The sequence below is a fragment of the Natronorubrum halophilum genome (assembly GCF_003670115.1).
Lineage (GTDB): Archaea > Halobacteriota > Halobacteria > Halobacteriales > Natrialbaceae > Natronorubrum > Natronorubrum halophilum.
On sequence record NZ_QQTY01000002.1, the window covers coordinates 479,980 to 496,858 of the forward strand.

General features: G+C 64.8%; 18 protein-coding genes and 1 tRNA gene. 7 read left to right on the top strand and 12 right to left on the bottom strand.

Features of this window, described 5'->3' with window-relative positions:
- Nucleotides 1-52: 52 nt before the first annotated feature.
- From DWB23_RS08445 to DWB23_RS08455, 3 genes are all read right to left on the bottom strand, one after another.
- A complete protein-coding gene (locus DWB23_RS08445) occupies nt 53-628 on the bottom strand; it encodes a DUF7524 family protein (RefSeq protein ID WP_121742381.1) in 576 nt (191 codons plus the stop codon).
- A gap of 15 nt (nt 629-643) precedes the next feature.
- Nucleotides 644-844 (bottom strand): methytransferase partner Trm112, encoded by a 201-nt coding sequence (locus tag DWB23_RS08450; RefSeq protein WP_121742382.1) that lies wholly within the window; start codon nt 842-844, stop codon nt 644-646.
- 75 nt (nt 845-919) lie between these two features.
- Nucleotides 920-2,335 carry an adenylosuccinate synthase gene (locus tag DWB23_RS08455; RefSeq protein ID WP_121742383.1) on the bottom strand — a complete coding sequence of 472 codons (1,416 nt, stop codon included), beginning with the start codon at nt 2,333-2,335 and terminating at the stop codon, nt 920-922.
- 259 nt (nt 2,336-2,594) lie between these two features.
- On the opposite strand from DWB23_RS08455, the gene DWB23_RS08460 reads away from it, so the two are divergent.
- Nucleotides 2,595-2,900: a hypothetical protein gene (locus DWB23_RS08460; protein ID WP_008163294.1), complete on the top strand. Its 306-nt coding sequence runs from the start codon at nt 2,595-2,597 to the stop codon at nt 2,898-2,900.
- Nucleotides 2,901-3,167: 267 nt separating this feature from the next.
- Here DWB23_RS08460 and DWB23_RS08465 read toward each other — a convergent pair whose 3' ends face one another.
- The 5 genes from DWB23_RS08465 to DWB23_RS08485 all read right to left on the bottom strand — a co-directional run bounded on the left by DWB23_RS08465 (nt 3,168) and on the right by DWB23_RS08485 (nt 8,842).
- Nucleotides 3,168-5,879, bottom strand: a complete 2,712-nt coding sequence (locus tag DWB23_RS08465) for a DUF7527 domain-containing protein (protein ID WP_121742384.1) — start codon at nt 5,877-5,879, stop codon at nt 3,168-3,170.
- Between the two features lie 48 nt (nt 5,880-5,927).
- Entirely contained in the window at nt 5,928-6,206 is a 279-nt protein-coding gene (locus DWB23_RS08470; protein WP_121742385.1) for a UPF0058 family protein, read from the bottom strand.
- Between the two features lie 69 nt (nt 6,207-6,275).
- Nucleotides 6,276-6,926, bottom strand: coding sequence for a DUF998 domain-containing protein (locus tag DWB23_RS08475; RefSeq protein WP_121742386.1), 651 nt, complete (start codon nt 6,924-6,926; stop codon nt 6,276-6,278).
- A 175-nt stretch (nt 6,927-7,101) separates the two neighbouring features.
- Nucleotides 7,102-8,256, bottom strand: coding sequence for an ABC transporter ATP-binding protein (locus tag DWB23_RS08480; protein ID WP_121742387.1), 1,155 nt, complete (start codon nt 8,254-8,256; stop codon nt 7,102-7,104).
- Nucleotides 8,257-8,371: 115 nt separating this feature from the next.
- Nucleotides 8,372-8,842 carry a DUF5793 family protein gene (locus tag DWB23_RS08485; protein ID WP_121743054.1) on the bottom strand — a complete coding sequence of 157 codons (471 nt, stop codon included), beginning with the start codon at nt 8,840-8,842 and terminating at the stop codon, nt 8,372-8,374.
- A 200-nt stretch (nt 8,843-9,042) separates the two neighbouring features.
- Here DWB23_RS08485 and DWB23_RS08490 point away from each other — a divergent pair, with 200 nt between their 5' ends.
- The 3 genes from DWB23_RS08490 (at nt 9,043) to DWB23_RS08500 (ending at nt 10,446) form a co-directional block, all read left to right on the top strand.
- Nucleotides 9,043-9,762 (top strand): class I SAM-dependent methyltransferase, encoded by a 720-nt coding sequence (locus tag DWB23_RS08490; RefSeq protein WP_121742388.1) that lies wholly within the window; start codon nt 9,043-9,045, stop codon nt 9,760-9,762.
- A gap of 106 nt (nt 9,763-9,868) precedes the next feature.
- Nucleotides 9,869-9,939 (top strand) — tRNA-Gly (locus tag DWB23_RS08495).
- Nucleotides 9,940-10,176: 237 nt separating this feature from the next.
- Nucleotides 10,177-10,446: a DUF7571 family protein gene (locus DWB23_RS08500; protein ID WP_121742389.1), complete on the top strand. Its 270-nt coding sequence runs from the start codon at nt 10,177-10,179 to the stop codon at nt 10,444-10,446.
- Between the two features lie 289 nt (nt 10,447-10,735).
- Here DWB23_RS08500 and DWB23_RS08505 read toward each other — a convergent pair whose 3' ends face one another.
- The 3 genes from DWB23_RS08505 to DWB23_RS08515 all read right to left on the bottom strand — a co-directional run bounded on the left by DWB23_RS08505 (nt 10,736) and on the right by DWB23_RS08515 (nt 12,544).
- The gene (locus DWB23_RS08505) at nt 10,736-11,461 is read right to left on the bottom strand and encodes a DICT sensory domain-containing protein (RefSeq protein ID WP_121742390.1); all 726 of its coding nucleotides are present in this window, start codon (nt 11,459-11,461) and stop codon (nt 10,736-10,738) included.
- 85 nt (nt 11,462-11,546) lie between these two features.
- Complete coding sequence (locus DWB23_RS08510) at nt 11,547-11,915, bottom strand: DUF7344 domain-containing protein (RefSeq protein WP_121742391.1); 369 nt, start codon at nt 11,913-11,915, stop codon at nt 11,547-11,549.
- 77 nt (nt 11,916-11,992) lie between these two features.
- Nucleotides 11,993-12,544: a hypothetical protein gene (locus tag DWB23_RS08515; protein ID WP_121742392.1), complete on the bottom strand. Its 552-nt coding sequence runs from the start codon at nt 12,542-12,544 to the stop codon at nt 11,993-11,995.
- A 121-nt stretch (nt 12,545-12,665) separates the two neighbouring features.
- On the opposite strand from DWB23_RS08515, the gene DWB23_RS08520 reads away from it, so the two are divergent.
- Together DWB23_RS08520 and fen are read left to right on the top strand one after the other, a co-directional pair.
- Nucleotides 12,666-13,241: a GNAT family N-acetyltransferase gene (locus tag DWB23_RS08520; RefSeq protein WP_121742393.1), complete on the top strand. Its 576-nt coding sequence runs from the start codon at nt 12,666-12,668 to the stop codon at nt 13,239-13,241.
- A 489-nt stretch (nt 13,242-13,730) separates the two neighbouring features.
- Nucleotides 13,731-14,708 carry a flap endonuclease-1 gene (gene fen, locus DWB23_RS08525; protein ID WP_121742394.1) on the top strand — a complete coding sequence of 326 codons (978 nt, stop codon included), beginning with the start codon at nt 13,731-13,733 and terminating at the stop codon, nt 14,706-14,708.
- 99 nt (nt 14,709-14,807) lie between these two features.
- Here fen and mvaD read toward each other — a convergent pair whose 3' ends face one another.
- Nucleotides 14,808-15,791 carry a phosphomevalonate decarboxylase MvaD gene (mvaD, locus tag DWB23_RS08530; RefSeq protein ID WP_121742395.1) on the bottom strand — a complete coding sequence of 328 codons (984 nt, stop codon included), beginning with the start codon at nt 15,789-15,791 and terminating at the stop codon, nt 14,808-14,810.
- Nucleotides 15,792-16,159: 368 nt separating this feature from the next.
- Here mvaD and nth point away from each other — a divergent pair, with 368 nt between their 5' ends.
- Complete coding sequence (nth, locus tag DWB23_RS08535) at nt 16,160-16,843, top strand: endonuclease III (protein ID WP_121742396.1); 684 nt, start codon at nt 16,160-16,162, stop codon at nt 16,841-16,843.
- Nucleotides 16,844-16,879: the final 36 nt, after the last annotated feature.

The following is a 16,879-nucleotide window of genomic DNA, read 5'->3' on the forward strand; positions in this document are numbered from 1 at the left end:
TCGCTGTCTGATTCTTAACGGATTTACAACAGTCGAGAGCGGACGCGTCCGCTCACACGACCAGCAACGCAAGCGCCACGCAGAAGCCGATGGCGACGACCGCGAGGCCGACCATCGCGACCGTCCCGCCGATCGCCGCCGCGGCCATCGCGGCGGTCCCGACGGCAACGACGCCGAGCGCGACGACGGCGAGCGTCGCCGGCTCGAGACCGGTTCCGTCGACCGCTCGCTCGAGGACGGTCGGTTCGGGGCCGGACGGTGCCGGGTCGGCGAGCGAGTCGTCGATCTCGACCGGCCCCGGAGCCGGTGAGACGGTGACGGGAATCGAGAGCGACTCGGATCCGTAGCCGGTCAGCACCTCGAGCGTCCCCTCGACGGGCGCGTCGATCACGTCGGCGTCGACGCGGACGGGAACGATCGTTTCTCCCTCCGATTCGACGTAGTAGTTAGACGTGTCGAGCGCTGCGATCCGCTCGATGTCGCCGTGGAGGCGGCAGTGGACGTGTGCGGGCGCGCCGTGGCTTCGTAGTTGGATGGTAAAAGACCCCTGCGTCTCGAGGTGACCGACGGCTGCCCCGAGCGACTCGGCGGATGCGCGGTTGACGTGGACGGTGACCTCTGGAGACACGGGTTGATCTGGCCGTCAGGCCGGTGTTTCCTCGCGCATATCCGGTGGCAGCAGGTTCGGGATGCCGTCCTCGATAGGATACCGTTCGCCGCACTCGCTACAGACGAGGGTGCCCGCGACGATTTCGTCGCCATCGTCGTCGTACTCGGCATCCTCGAGTTCGAGGTCGTGTTTGTCCAGCGGGCAACAGAGGATTTCCAGTAACGACTCCTTCATACTACGTAGGCTTGCCGCCTCCAGCAAAAGGTTTCGGGAACGCCGCTCGTGTCGCGACGATCCGCGAGCGGTGCGTTACTCGTAAGGGTTCTCGACGACAACGGTCTCCCCGCGACCGGGGCCGACACCGACCGCGTAGATCGGCGTGTCGAGTTCGTCGCTGATGTACTCGAGGTAGGTCCGGGCGTTCTCGGGGATCGCTTCGTACCCCTCGCTCGCGACCTCGGCCCAGTCGACCTCGGGCCAGCCCTCGAAGCTGCGGAACGTCGCCTCACAGCGACCCCACTGCTCGGTGGTCGGGGGCATGGTGAAGATTTCGTCGCCGCCATCAGAACTCGTCGAGTTCTGATCGCTCGCTGAACTTTGCTCGGCGGTGTCGAACTCGTAGCTGTGACCGACCTCGACCTCGTCCAGTCCCGCGAGGACGTCGATGTGGTTGATCGCGAGTCCCGTAAAGCCGTTCGCGCGCGCCGCGTGGCGAAGCATCGGCATGTCGAGCCAGCCGACGCGGCGCGGGCGGCCGGTGACGGTGCCGTACTCGCCGCCCTCGTCGCGGATGTAGGTCGCGAGTTCCTCCTCGTCCGTCCCGCCGCCCACCTCGTCGTCGTAGTCGGGCGTCTGATCCTCGACGCCGCCGAGTTCGGTCGGAAGCGGACCGGTGCCGACCCGCGAGAGGTAAGCCTTGACGATGCCGATGACCTCGCCGCCGCCGACGACGGTCGGGCCGAGTCCGGTGCCGACGGTTGCGCCGCCGGCGGTCGGGTTCGAGGAGGTGACGTAGGGGTAGACCCCGTGGTCGATGTCGAGCGATGTCCCCTGTGCGCCCTCGAGCATGACGTTATCGCCGTCGTCGATGCGGTCTTGCAGGAACGTCCCGCAGTCGACGGTCATGTCCTCCTCGGCGAGTCGTTCGCCGTACTCGCGGTAGGTGTCGTAGAGGTAGTCGATGTCGAACGCCTCGCCGGTCTCCTTGTCGAAGACCTCTTCCGCGAGGGCTTTCTTCTGGGGCACGACGTACTCCAGGCGCTCGCGCAGGATCTCGGGATCGAGCAGGTCTCCCACGCGGACGCCGCGGCGGCCCGCCTTGTCCTCGTAGGTTGGGCCGATGCCGCGTTTGGTCGTCCCGGCCGCGAGTTCCTCTTTCTCCGCTTCTTCGATACCGTCGAGCGCCCGATGGTATGGAAGGATGACGTGTGCGCGCTCGGCGACGCGAACGTCCGGCTCAAGGTCGCGTTCGCGGAGCGTGTCGATCTCGTCGAACAGCGTCTCGGGGTTGACGACGCAACCGTTACCGAGAACGCCGACCTTCCCCCGGACGGCTCCGGACGGCACGAGCGATAGTTTGTACTTCTCCCCATCGTGGACGACGGTGTGTCCAGCGTTGTCGCCGCCCTGATAGCGCGCGACAACGTCAGCGGCGTCGCCGTACAGGTCGACGACCCCTCCCTTGCCTTCGTCGCCGAGTTGCGACCCGACGATTGTGACGGTCATAACAGCGGCGGGTTCTTGCCGGGCCGATAAACAGATTACGGTATGGACGGGTGCGACGCCTCGAGATGTGCACGGGTGTGGGTACCTTTGTGCCGTTCGAACGACATCGTCAACCGTCTCGGCCCGAAAGCGCCGACCGCACGGCGGTTCCGGGAACGGAAACGTTAACTACTGACAGGAACGAACATCTAGTTGACAGTGTTCTGTTCGATCTTCGAGAGTAACTTTTAAAAGGTCTAAAGACAAGTTAACAAATGCCATGATAGACCGACTTGAGAAGGAAGTCGATATGCTGGAACGACATCTGCAGGTCCTGAAGATGGTTATCGAGAACGAACCGATCGGGATCGTCAAGATGTCGAACGAAACGGGCTACCCGCACCACAAAGTGCGCTACTCGCTGCGCGTCCTCGAAGAAGAGAACCTCATCGAGCCCTCCAGTCAGGGAGCGATCAAGACCGAGCGAACCGCCGAGTTCGTCGACGAACTCGACGGCAAACTCGACGACATTATGGACAAGCTCGACGGGATGAAGATCGAAGACGTCGCCGAAATCGAAGGCTAATCGCTCCCGCAGTTCCGACTCGAGACTGAACGGTTGCCATCGGGCCATCTCGGGGGGATCTGGGAATCGAGACGTCGACCAGCGAGCCACGAACCGACCGCTCGCCGCCCGACTGTCCACGGGCGAAGACTGGACAGCAATCCCCGCTTTTTCGAGCGCCGGACGTCTGCATACTCGCGAGTGACGGCTGTCGAGAGAGCGAACGGCGCACGAATCACGATCACCGCACCGTCGACCGGCGGGCACAGCCGGCTCAGTTCGGCGCGATCACAGTTCGGGAACGTTCATGTGGAACCCTTCGGACCGCGACTCGACCAGACAGAGATGATAGCCCTGTTTCCGCGAGAGATTGACGTAGCTCAGTTTCGAGCCGCGGCTGAGAAGACCGCTACTCGTCGCCCGCTCTGCCACCTCGAGCGCGCCGGGGTCGAAGTAACTCGAGGTGACGACGGTCGCGGCCGCGAGCGACGGATAGTTCGCCTTGACAGCCGAGGCCGCCTCTTCCATCTCCTCGAGCATGGGTTCCGTCGCGGGCTCGCGCGAGTCGTTCAGGTTCGCGACGACCAGCGGGTTCCCCATCTTGTCGAACGCCACGACGTCGAACGTTACCTCGTCGGGAACGTCTTCGGTATCGTCGTCCGCGAGCGAGATCGTCGCGCCCAGTTCGGCGCGATCGATCCGCGGAATCGCGTCGTAGAGATCCCCCAGCGCGTCGGCGTTGCCGGTGTCTCGGATCTCGTAGAGCACCGTCGCGGTGAGCCAGTCGACGAACCGGTGTTCCATCGTTCCGGTCAGAAACGCCTCGTAGCGTTCGCCGTCGACTGCGACGTCGGCCGCGTCGAACCCGGTGTGGTGCTCGAGTCGCAGGTTCGAGGCGACCTCGTCGCGATCCGCCTGGCCGTCGTGGGCCGTCTCGAGCGTCGGCTGACTCTTCGAGGTGTAGCGGACGAAGAGATTCGTTTCGGCGAGGGCTCGCTGGGGCGACAGCTGCGTGCTCGCGTCCGACTCGCTCGCACCGCCGGTCGCCTCGCGGGCCCGTTCCAGGTCGGTCTGGAGCGTCTCGACTCTCGATCGGAGCCGTTCGACTGTCGAGGAGAGCTCCTCGTTTTCCGATCGAAGCTGATCGCGCTCGGCCTCGAGCTCCTCGGCTTTGGCTACGAGCGCGTCGCGTTGCTCCGCGAGCGTCTCCAGTCGCCGTGTGAGCGTCGCAACCCGCTGGTCGTGTTCGGCGCTCGAACCGGCGGCGCTCGCCGTCGCTGATTCGTCGCTCGAGTCGGTGCCGGCTCCGGCGTCGGCGCGATCAGTCCGCCCCGTCGGTTGTCGGGTCTGGGTACCCTCGGTGGAACGCTGGCGCTGTCGACCAGTCTGCGTCGAGCCCGTCGCCGATTCGGTGACCGACGTCGATGCGTTCCGGGATCCGCCGTCGGACTGTTCGGCGGCGTCCGATCCCGACGATCGACGATTTTGCGTCCGCTGGGTCGTCCCACCGTGGTTCTCGTTCGAGTCTCTCCCGCCCGATTCGGCCGTCTCGCTGTGGTCCGGATCGATCGACGGGATGGTGCGCGCTTCGCGCCACTGCTCTTCTTCTTCGAACCGCTCCTCCGGAATCTCCGATTTCTCGGGTCGTGGGGTCGGGTCTGGCCTCGAGCCGGCGGGGCCATTCGACGCCGATTCCTCGGCTGCGTCGTCCTCGGACTGGGACTCGATATCGTCCTCGGTCCAGGAGATATCGTTCTGATCCAGTTGCTCCGCTGCTTCCGCGACCGCAGCGGGGTCGGGACCCGAGCCTTCGGTGCGCTCGGTGTCGGCCCCAGCCGTCCGGATCTCATCGGAATCGACCGTGTCCGCGTCCGCAGTCGTGGCGTCGGTAGACTCGCCGCCGCTGGAGCCGGGACCAGCGTTCGCCTCCGCCGTTTCGGCCGACGGTGACGCGGGCTCGTGTCGGGTCCGTTCCGAGTCGGAACCGTCCCCACCGGTGCGGTCATCGTCCGATTCCAACTCGGCGGCGGTGTACTCGTGGGTCGTCCGTTCGGTATCTGCCTGCTCGTCTTCGACGGACGTCGAATCGAGTTCGGAGTCCGTCTCCACTCCCGCGTCGGTTATGCCGCTCGAGGTCGGCTCCGGTTCGGCGTCGTCGGTCGCCGTGATTCCCGACGGTTCCCCGGTCCCCTCGAGCGTCGACGAACCCGAGATGGCGTCGTCGATGGCGATGTCCTCGATCGCCGTGCCTGTGGTCGTCTCGTCGGCTGTCGTGGTATCCGGGTCCGTCCCCGAGAGGTCTATCGATCCGATCGCCGACTCCGTCGGATCCGTCTTCGGTTCGGAGCGGGCGACCGGGCGCTCGTCAGGTTCGCTTTTCGCCACCGCGTTCGCTGTCGGCTCGGCGTCGACTCCGGTTTCGATTCGCCCTTCGTCCCCGTCGCCGGCTTCGCTCTCGTCTGCCCCCGGGACGTCGGCCACGTCGATATCGACGGTTCGAACCTCGTAGATGCCGACCTCGTCGTCGGCTCGGTCGAACGCCTCGTCGTCGGTAAGCAGTCGTTCGGAGTTTCCGATATAGGCGGCCGCCATTCGGCGACCCCCGTAGTAGACGGCGTAGTAGTCGCCGCTGAGGACGTTTTCGCTCAGTTCGATGTAGCCGGTGAACGAGCCGTCCTGGAGCGTCTCGTCGACCTCCCGGAGCGCGGTCTCGTTCGTGTAGTATTTCGCTCTCGTTTCGCCGCCCCGTTCTTCCATCGCACAGAGGAGCGGGAGCGAGGGGTGTGGCGCCTCGTAAACGGTTCCCGACGCGCTCTCGAAATCCTCGATACCTCCGTCGACGACGCCGACGACGCGGCCGTTGAGCATGAACAGCCACGTTCCGGTCGCGACGACGGCTCCCGAAAAATCGGCAGCAGCGAGATCGGCCAGACCATCGTACCCACCACTGAACGAACGAGAATCCCACTGTTCAACGCGCTCTTGCGTGCGCGAGTCCATACGTCAACAAACGAGAACCGGACTAAATACGTTTCGCCTAGATCGCCCTTATATCTTCGATTCGGCGTCCTCAGCGAGTTCCTTCATCCGCTTGCCGATTCGGCCGGCGCTCGAGAACTCGTCCTCGCTCATTCCTTTTGCGAGGGCGTTTCCGAGGACGAAGACGGCGTGTTTGTGTTCGCTCTTCGATTTGTGGACGTGGGAGGGATCGACGTCGAGTTGGTGGTAGGGATCGAAGAGTGCCTCATCGACGTCCTCGCGCTGGGAGAAATACTCCATGATGACGACGAGTTCTTCGTGGAGCTCGAGGAGTTCGTCTTTATGCATGTCCGCGTGTACGGACGGTTTCGGCTTAAACGTTGTGTGCAACCCGGACGCAAACCGAATCTGGAGTGCTTAGAAGCGCTGTTTGCCGGGTTTGCTGTCTGCGCGCTGATACTGCTCGAGGGCGAGGAGACCGATCCAGAGCCCGAAGGCGAGGGCGGCGACGAACTCCGGAACCGCAAACCACGCCGTCGGATCGCTCGTTCCGGTCCGAGACAGCAGCCACCCCAGCCAGACGAGCGGGTGGACGATTCCGAGCCAGAGCGAGTACAGTCCGAGTCGCTGTTCGTCCGCGAGAACCAGTCCGCTTCCGTAGACCCACTGCGCGAACGGGGCAGCCCCGAAGTAGAGCACCGCAGCCACCCCGTGCAGATAGGTATCGAGGTAGAACTCGGTGTGGCCGAGGAAGAAGACGCCGATGCCGATCAGTCCGACGGTCGCCGCCCACAGCAGGACGACTCCGAGCCGCTCGAGGACGTTCCGGCTCTCGAGCCAGAGTCGCCAGCCGAAGGGGACGCCGAGCAGCCCGCCGAGGATCAGTCCGCCATTGAACAGCAGGAAGGTCCGGGCCTCGTAGCGTCCCATATCCGAGAGCGCCCGGCCGCGCCACGTGAACGTCTCCGGGGACGCGATGAGCGTTGCGAGAACGATCACTCCCAGCGCGACGACCGGCGCGGCGAGTCCACACCCCGTTGCGATCCGACGCCAGTTCCTGTCGATCATGGTCTTCGACTCGAGGGAGATCGCCCATCAAACTGTGCATTCGGCCGTTACCGTTCGTGAGGGCTGTGATTCGAACGATGTGGTCGTCGCTCGGGTTCGGAACCGGCAGTACAGCGCCGAAAATCACCGCGATCGGGGCCAAGCGGACCGGATAGCTCGATCTCCGTGAACGGGCTCAGTCCGCGGCACCAGTCGCCGTTTCGTCGCGCTGGTCAGCGGGGAACCACGCGAGTTCGTGGTCGGCGGTGATGCGAACGATGACGCGTTCGTCCGGATCGAACCGGTCGGCGTGGTTGTGCATACACTCGACGGTATCGCCGGAGTCGAGTTCGACGCGATAGAGGACGCTCGGACCGAGATACCGGCGGGAGACGACGCGGCCGTCGGCTTCGGATCCCGCAGCCGGGACGGCCGTCACGTCGTCGGGCCGGACGAGCAGGTCGATGGCGGTCCCGTCGGACTGGTGGGCGAGGCCGTCGACGTCGTCGCGGAGCACGCGTCCGAGAGCGGTGTCGACGCCGGCACCGCGGACCGCTCCCGAAAGGAAGCTGGCTCGGCCGAGAAAGTCAGCGATGAAGCGCGATTCGGGCCGTTGAAAGACCCGCTGTGGGCGATCGATCTGCTCGATGTCGCCCTCGTTCATCACCGCGATCCGATCGGAGATCGACAGCGCCTCCTCCTGGTCGTGGGTCACCGAAACCGCAGTGACGCCGGCTTCCGTAATGATTCGACGCACCTCCTCGCGCATCTCGACGCGGAGATCCACGTCCAGGTTCGAGAAGGGTTCATCGAGCAACAGTATCTCGGGTTCGGGAGCGAGCGCCCGCGCGAGGGCGATCCGCTGTTGCTGGCCGCCGGAGAGTTCGTCCGGATAGTCCGCCCCGCGGCCCTCGAGACGAACGAGTTCGAGCAGTTCGTCAACGCGGGCCTCGCGTTCGTCCGCGCCTCGTTTCCGAAGGGCGAAGCCGACGTTCTCGCGGGCGGTCAGGTGGGGAAAGAGGGCGAACTCCTGAAAGACGACGCCGACGCCGCGCTCTTCCGGTGGAACGAAGCGTCCGTTCCCCGCAACGTCGTCGCCCCGAAGTCGGATCTCCCCGGCGTTCGGTCGCTCGAGGCCGGCGATGAGCCGGAGCGTCGTCGTTTTGCCACAGCCCGATGGCCCGAGCACGGTGAGAATTTCGCCGTCGCGAACGGACAGGGAGAGGTCGGGGACGACCGCTTCGCTGCCGTAGCGTTTCGCGACGCCCTCGAGTTCGAGTATCTCGTCGCCCGCGGCGGGTTCCGGCGGTGATCGCGCAGTTGCCGTCGTAAACGGGTGTTCGTTCGCCATATATGACTCCGGCGTCTGCCGGCGTTCGGTCGGTTCAGGCCGGTGTAATCCACTCATAGCCGCCGTTCAGCATCACTGGCGTGTGAGCGCCGAAAGTCAGACCGAACGCGACGAGTTAGAGTTCGACGCCGCTCGGGATCAGACTGTGCTGTCGAAGCAGGTCTCCCTCGTCATCGTAGACGAGGAACGTCCGCTTGTCGTAGGTGACGAAGTCGTCACCGTCGAGCGAGATTTCGACCTCGTACCGCCCGTCGTCTTCGGGGGCCTCCTCGCCGTAGCCGCGAGCAGCCTGGATGAACGACAGGACGTCGTCAGCGTCCTCGTTGAGCTCGAGGATGAACTCCCCGGTCACTCGGTTGGTTACGCTCACGACGCCTGCGCTATCGGTGTCCAGTGGCTTCTGTAGCCGGAGCGCAACGTCGGTTTCCCCGGCCTCGAGGAGTTCTCCGTCGGGACCGGTAAGGCGCTCGCGGAGCATCGTCGCCGGGCCAGTAAAGTTGATCGCTACCGAGGGTTTGCTCGGTTCGCTATCGGTCTCGACCCAGTCGACATTGTTGACATCTAGTGTGAAGTGCTCGCGCCTCATTCCGTACCAGACGGTTCGCACTCCCACCGTATCAACGTAACGCACAACGGATCAGGGATTCGGACGATCCGCGCTCGCGTTCGTCGACGGGTTGCGGCCGGTTCGACGCTCGATCCGCGGTGTCCGCCGCGCCGGCCGGCGCGAGGTCGGCCCGACGGTCGTTGCGAACGCTTTTGCGCGTCCCGAGACGAGGATCGACAATGGCCGAGGAGCAGGAGCGAGGGCGAGTCCGCGACCCGGCCCGACGGGCCGCCGTTCGCGATACCTACGACCGCATTGCGACGCACTTCGCCGCTACCAGAGCGTACGCCTGGCCCGAAGTCGAGGCGTTCCTTGAGACGCACGCGCACGTGTGCACGGCAGATTCAAGCGAGTCTGCTGTCGGTCTCGACCTCGGCTGTGGCAACTGCCGGCACGCCGAACTGCTGACCGAACACTGCGCACCCGTCGTCGGACTCGATGTGAGCCGCGGCCTGCTCGAAACCGGTCGCGAGCGCGCGCGAGAACGCGAGTTCGACGTCGAACTCTGTCAGGGCGATGCGTCCGAACTGCCGCTGGCAACCGACAGCGTGGCCCTCGCGGTCTACGTCGCGACGCTCCATCACCTCCCGACGCAACGGGCTCGCCGGGCCAGCCTCGACGAACTCGCGCGCGTGATCGCCGCCGACGGTCGCGCGCTCGTCAGCGCGTGGTCGACCGCCCACGACAAGTTCGACGAAACGGAGGGGTTCGACACGACCATCGAGTGGACGCTCCCCGACGGCGAACCAGTCGATCGGTTCTACCACATCTACTCGCCCGAGGAGTTCGAAACCGATCTCGCCGAGAGCGACCTCGAGGTACTCGAATGGGAGCTCTCGAGCGGCAACTGCTATGCGACGGTGGCTGGATCGGAGACGGACCCCGACGAGGATGCGTGAGCGCGCCCGAGCAGGGACCTCGATCGATAGTGTCGGGAATGGCCGACTCGAGCGGGTTGGACGAAAACGGAAGCGCCTTAAACACGGAACCAGAATCGGGAGATGCGCGCGGATGGTCTAGTGGTAGGACCTGAGCCTTCCAAGCTCATGGCCCGGGTTCAAATCCCGGTCCGCGCACTTTTCGACGAACGGAGGCGAGGAGAACATGCGCGAGAGGGATTTGAATTCCGGAAGACGCTCGCGAGCGAAGCAAGTGAGACCGACTTCAGGTGGTTCAAATCCCGGTCCACGCACTTCTGTCGCGAGCAACCTCGAGAGTGACGGCACGCTACACTCGAGGTGCGAACTGACGAAAAGAGTCCGCGTAGCCGATAGGCCTTTGTGTTACGTTCACATTGGACAGCCTGCATCGTCATGAAACCGTGCCAAAACTGTCAGGCGGCCATCGACGAGTATCTCTTGGATAAACAACTCGAACCCCTGCGCGAACTCACGGTCGACGACTTCAACATCTGCGCCGACTGCGCGACCATCGTTTCCGATGCGTGCGTGGAGTGTGGCGGCGCGGTCTACGTTCCTCGGAGCGTCACCGCCACGCCCGATTACTGCCCGGCGTGTCGGTCCAGTCACATCGAACGCACCGGTCACGATCCCGGCTGGAATCTCGATACCACGTCCGTCTGAACGGCACGCGTCCGTTCGCAGCCACTCGTTCACTCGTTTTTTCCGGTTGCGTCATTCATAGCGCGATCGGCGACGAGGACGGAGCCGGGCTGGACAGCCCGCTGGAAAGCGATCGGGAGAGCGTCCTCGAGCACTGATCGTCGACCGGCGGATCGTGGGAGGGCTGTGCCGCGGGGCTAGCCGACGAACGCAGAGCAGAACGCGAGAAAGAACACCGTTCGGCGACGAAAGACGGCGTTTTGTGACTCGACGCGTCGAAATCGGCTCTACCGCGCTCGTCCACAACTCGTCAGCCGGCGCTTTTCTGGATCGCTCGCTCCAGTCTCGCAACGAGTTGCGTGTCGTCGACCCAGAACCCTTCGAACTCGCCGTCGTCGCGCTCTTTCGCCAGCAGCCCACTGGTCCAGAGTTCGTCACCGTCGCCGTCGAAGACGAGCATCCAGTACGAGCCGATCTCGTCGCCGGAATCGGCGTGGATCGTTACGCCCGGAATCGGTGGTCGGTCCCACTCATCGTCGATATAGACGGCGATATCGAGGGCCGACTCCGCGGCGAGACGGCTGTAGACCGGCACCATCGCCTCGAGTGCGCTCGATCGCTGGAAGCCGACCCGAAGCGTGCCGCTGGCGACCCGCCAGGCCCGAGTTTCGATCGCGCGGCTGACCGCGAGCAGTTGCCGTCGCTGGAGGGCGTGCCACACCGTCGAGTCGAACACCTCGATCACGCGCCGGTGTGGCACATCGCCGAGCGCCCCGTTCCAGGGTTCGTGAATCGGCGGCTCGAGAAAATCTCGGACGGCCTCGAGGCCGATAGCGGCGCTGAACTCGCCGTCCTGGCGGACGACGAGAAAGCTCTGACTGGCCGCCGTCGCGTCCGGAAGCGAGCGGTAGTCGACGGATTCGACGCTGATCGCCGCCTCGAGCCAGTCGACGAGTTCGGGCTTCGGTGCGGGCGCATAGACGGTGACCGTTCGTACCGGCCCCTCGATCCGGTCGAAGTAATCGGAGAGCGTCATCGGGTTCGCCCCTCGAGCGATGGCGGACGGGTGAACCCGTAGCGAGTGGGTGCGCACCCGGAGCGACCAGGCAGTCGACGGGGAGTCACGAGCCGGTTTCCACCGCACAGGCTCGCGTTGCAAACTCTCGAATCGGGTCCGGACAGGGCGACAGCGAGAGGATATCGGAACGCTCGTCGTAAGAGACGACCCCGACGTCGACCAGATTCGGAACGTGCGAGTGCAAGAGTCGCAGGTAACACTGGTTCCGGCGCTGTGGTTCGGCGATCCCACCGTTCGCGGCGTGGATCCAGCCGGTAACGACGTCGGCCACTTCCGACAGCGACGCCGTCTCGTGCTCGAGGAGAAAGTAACAGACGAATCGACAGTTCTGTTGTCGAAGCGCCAGAAACGCGGTATCTATCGTCTCTGGGTTCGTGGTCGGCCCGTTCGACGACGAGCGGTCGGGAGGCATCTTCGCGGACTCTACTCCGGAACACCGTGTTAAGGGTTTCCCCTTCACCTGCCGGGCGAGGTGGGTTCGAAGCCGAATTAGTCCTCGAGCGGCCGCCCCGTCGGTCGGTTGTCGAGGTCGACGATCGCGGCGAAGACGAGTCCGAGGACGGTTCCGAACACGAGGTGGCCGAGGAGGGTCTCGATAGCGGCCGTCGGGAAGTCTCCGACCGCTCCGCCCCCCACCGTCTGGACCCAGACGGGAAGGACGGCCAGGGGCAGGACCGCAAAGATCGCAATTCCGAAAACGAACCCGGCACCGACGAGGCGCAGCAGCATGCCGGTTCGGGAGAGCGCTTCGGTCTCGACGTCCGTCCGGAGGATGCCGAGAACGGATTTGCGGGTGACGATGAACCCGAAGATGAGCCCGAGGACGATCCCGTGGACGATGTGAATTCCCCAGCCGACGATGCCGGTGAGTTCGAGCCCGTAAATCGCGGGAATCGCAACGGCGACGGCGTCCGGATCGAACAGCCACATGAGAAGGCCGAACGCGGCGGCCCCGACCGCACCGCCGAGCGCCCCGCCGACGAGCCACCCACCGCTGCCACTGATCCCGAACGCGGATGTGTTATCGGACTCGGTGCTCATAGCCCGGCGTACCACGAAGGTACGCAAAAGGGTTCGTCCAGCAACTACAACCACCGCGGGTATCCCGGTTTCCCAGCGCCGGCCCGATCCATTAATAGGTGGGACACGAACGGTCACAGCAGTGGAGTACGACCTGCTCGGTTGGCCGCCCGACGGACCGAAACTCCGACTCGATTATCAGCGGTTCAGCTACGCCGGCAAGTTCGTCATGACGAACACCGGGAAAGCCGTCGCTCGAGACGACGCCGAAACCGAGCGAACCCGCGGCGAGTCGGACGCGCCGATCGTCGCGGCGGTGGCGTTCAACGAGGACCGCACCGACGCGGGAACGCTCTGGCTGCGATACGTCACCGTCGACCGCGAGCGCCGCGGCGACGGCATCGCCCCCTCGCTCCTCCGATTCGTCCGCGACCGCGCCCTCGAGCGAGGGTACGACCGTCTTCGAATCGCGGTCAACAACCCGTTCGCCTACGAGGCGCTCTACCGAAGCGGCTTCGAGTACACCGGCGAGACGACGGGAATCGCCGAACTGGTACTCGAGCATCCCGCTGCCGGCGAGGGCGAGTACGACGCAGCGAAACGCTATCAGGCGGGTCTCGAGGAGTTTCGCGACCGCGACCTCTCCGCGGAAGAGGAGGCGTTTCTCGAGGCCCGGCGCGGGAGCGACCCCCCGACCTCGAGTCGCACGAACACGTGACGTAGACGGTCACGTGCTCGGCGTACAGTCGGATCCGCCGCCCGGTGTACAGTCGGACTCGGCGCTCGGTGTACAGTCAGACCCGGCGCTCGGTGTACAGTAGGGCTGTAGGACTCGCGTGCCCGGTGCGGAGTGGGGTCCACGTTCTCGGCGCGCAGCGGTGTGGCGAGCGGAAGCGAGACGCACCGCGATTCGTGAGGGACGAGCGAGCGGAGCGCGGCGCGACGCGCCGCGATAACGCGAACGGCGAACGCCGTGAGCCCGCGAGCGAGTCGGCTGGGGAGGGTGTGGCAGTCATCGTTGCCGCGGTAGCGATCGGCCGTTTCCCGTCGTGTACTGACCGAATTCCGGGCTACCTCTCGGCTCTTCCCGCGCGCTGTTTCTCCCCTTCGTTTCCGTCGTACTCCGTGCTGACGATCACGACTCGAGCCGGTGTCCACCGCCCGAGAAGCCAATAATTCAAATCCCGGACCGCCTAAGGGAGGGATAATGGGAAACGCTGCACTTCGGGATATCGCCGTCATCGAGGAGATTCCCTTCGACGAGATCGAAGGCGTCGTCGCCGTCGACGCGCACAACTGGCTCTACCGGTACCTGACGACGACGGTCAAGTGGACCAACAGCAGTAAATACACGACCGCGGACGGCACCGAAGTGGCGAACCTGATCGGCATCGTCCAGGGGCTCCCCAAGTTCTTCGAACACGACATCGTGCCGGTGATGGTCTTCGACGGCGGCCCTTCCGAACTCAAAGACGACGAGATCGAGTCCCGCCGGGAGCAACGCCGGAGCTACGAGGATCAACTCGAGACCGCCCGCGAGAAGGGTGACGCGGTCGCCATCGCCCAACTCGAGTCCCGCACCCAGCGACTGACGCCGACGATCCAGGAGACCAGTCGGACCCTCCTCGAGTTACTCGACGTGCCGATCGTCGAAGCCCCCGCGGAGGGCGAGGCGCAGGCGGCCCACATGGCCCGACGCGGCGACGCCGACTACGTCGGCTCGGAGGATTACGACGCACTCCTCTTCGGCGCACCGCTCACGCTGCGCCAGTTGACGAGCAAGGGCAACCCCGAACTGATGGATCTCGAGGCCACCCTCGACCACCACGACCTCACCCTGGAGCAACTGATCGACGCGGCGATCCTCATCGGGACGGACTTCAACGAGGGCGTGACCGGAATCGGCCCCAAGACCGCACTGTCCGAGATCGCCGAACACGGCGACCTCTGGAGCGTCCTCGAAGCGCGCGGCGACGCCGTCGAGTACGGCGATCGAGTGCGGCAGTTGTTCCGCGACCCCAACGTGACCGACGACTATGAGTTCGACACGACGCTGGATCCGGACCTCGAGGCCGCGCGCGAGTACCTCACTGACGAGTGGGCGGTCGACGAAGACGAGGTCGCCCGCGGCTTCGAGCGGATCGAAGAGAGCGTCACCCAGACGGGACTGGATCGTTGGACCTGACGTCGAGGCGTCTTCCCCTCTCCTCGTCTCTGTCACACGGCACCTTCTCTCCCAGCCGTAGTGATCAGAGACCGCACCCAGAGCCGCAACTCCGAGTTTTCAGAAGAGGTGTTTCTCCTCGTCCAGTAGCTTCGCGGGACCGCCGACGTTCCAGACGGTCGTCGAGACGCCGCAGTCGGCGATCTCCTCTTCGACGCGTTCGGCGTACTCGTCGGTGGTGTTGACGTAGACGCTGGCACCGGTGTCGGTCGAGAAGTAGACCGGGATATCCTCTTCCTCGCGGAGACTGCGCACACGGTTGAAAATCTCGAGGGTAGCCGGCTGCCAGTAGACCCACCCCGAGGGGCCGGTCATCGTCGTCGCGGCGAGCGACAGCGAGTCGTGCTCGGCGAGTTCGAACGCGTTCTCGAAGTCGTTGTTCCGCAGGTAATCCCGCATCTCGGCGATCTGGCCGTGGATGTGGGCGTTTCGGGCCTGGAACATGTGGCTGTCGGCGGCCTCGTTGTGGGCGTCCTCGGTCTCCTTGTGGTAGGGGACGAGGCCGACGATGATCTTGAGGTTCTCGTGGAGGTCGGTCGGGAGCCGCCGGGAGACGCAGTCCTCGTCGTTCATGCCCGTGTGGAGTTGGGAGAACGCGCCGGTGACCGCTCGAGCGGCCGACGCCGAGCCGACGCGGGCGATCGTCGAAATCTCCTGTTTCGACGCGTCGAGTTCCGCGGCTTCGGCGAGGGCCATCGCCGCGGCCGCGAAGCCGGAGGACGAGGAGCCGAGGCCGACGTTCGAGGGGAAGCTGTTCTCGCTCTCGAGGCGAACGGGGTAGACGGTGTGGGCGGCGTCGGACTTCGAGCGCGCCTTCTCGACGACGGCTTCGACCCGTTCGTAGGCCCGGCCGTCGAGTTCCTCGCCGTCGACGACGAAGGTGTCTTCCTCGTAATCCATCGAGAACTCGACGGTCGTTCGAGTGTGGCTCGGGGCCGTACAGAGGCTGATGCTGTCGTGGTAGGGGAGCCGCTTGATGTCGTCTCGCATTCCGTGATACTTGACCAACCCCTGGATCGGGTGGGCCATGGCGGTGGCTTTCATACCCGGATAGGCGGATGACGGCCGCTTAAAGGTCACGGCATCCGAGTGATCGGTGGCCAGCGCCTGTCGATGGCTCCGAGAGTCCTACCCCGTCAGGGCAGTACGGGGGCCATGATCGCGACGCCGATACCGATGCCGCGACCGTACGCTATGCCGGTTTCCGTTATGCCATCGAGGATGTCCGCTGCGTATTCACGGGGTTTTCGATGACGGGCGGTCGGAGCTCCGGGCCCTTGAAAACGGCCAAGCACCCATCCGGTAACCGAATGATGTACAGCGCTGTGACAGCAGCCTCGGGCACCGTCTCGAGGCGTCGCCATCGGCGGTGACCGACAGGATCAAATGGGCGCTTTCGCTACGAACGCTCCATGGGAACCCCGCTCGAGAGTCGCGAGGAGCAGGCCGAGGAAGTCATCGAGCGCCTCGAGGAGGCGTATCCGGACTCGACGATTTCGCTGCGGTATTCGAATCGCCTCGAGTTGCTGATCGCGGTGATCCTCTCGGCGCAGTGTACGGACGAGCGCGTCAACAAAGAGACGAAACACCTGTTCGAGAAGTACGACGGGGCCGAAGACTACGCGAACGCGCCCCAGGAGGAACTCGCGGAGGACCTGAGTTCGATCACGTACTACAACAGCAAAGCGGAGTACATCCGCACCTCCTCCCAGACGATCCTTGAGGAACACGACGGCGAGGTGCCGGATACGATGGACGAGCTGACGGAGCTGTCGGGCGTCGGTCGGAAGACGGCGAACGTCGTCCTCCAGCACGCCCACGACGTCGTCGAGGGGATCGTCGTCGACACGCACGTCCAGCGCCTCTCCCGTCGACTCGGGCTGACCGAGGAGGAGCGTCCGGAGCCGATCGAGCAGGACCTGATGGGGGTCGTCCCCGAGGGCTACTGGCAGCAGTTTACCCACCTCTGTATCGACCACGGACGAGCGACCTGTACGGCTCGGAACCCCGACTGCGCCGACTGCGTGCTGGCCGATATCTGCCCCTCCGCGAAGGGTGACAGCGAGATCGATCTCGCCTCCGGCGAACCCTGGTAGTCGGCCGAGACCGCAGTCGAGATGCCCGGTTTCGAC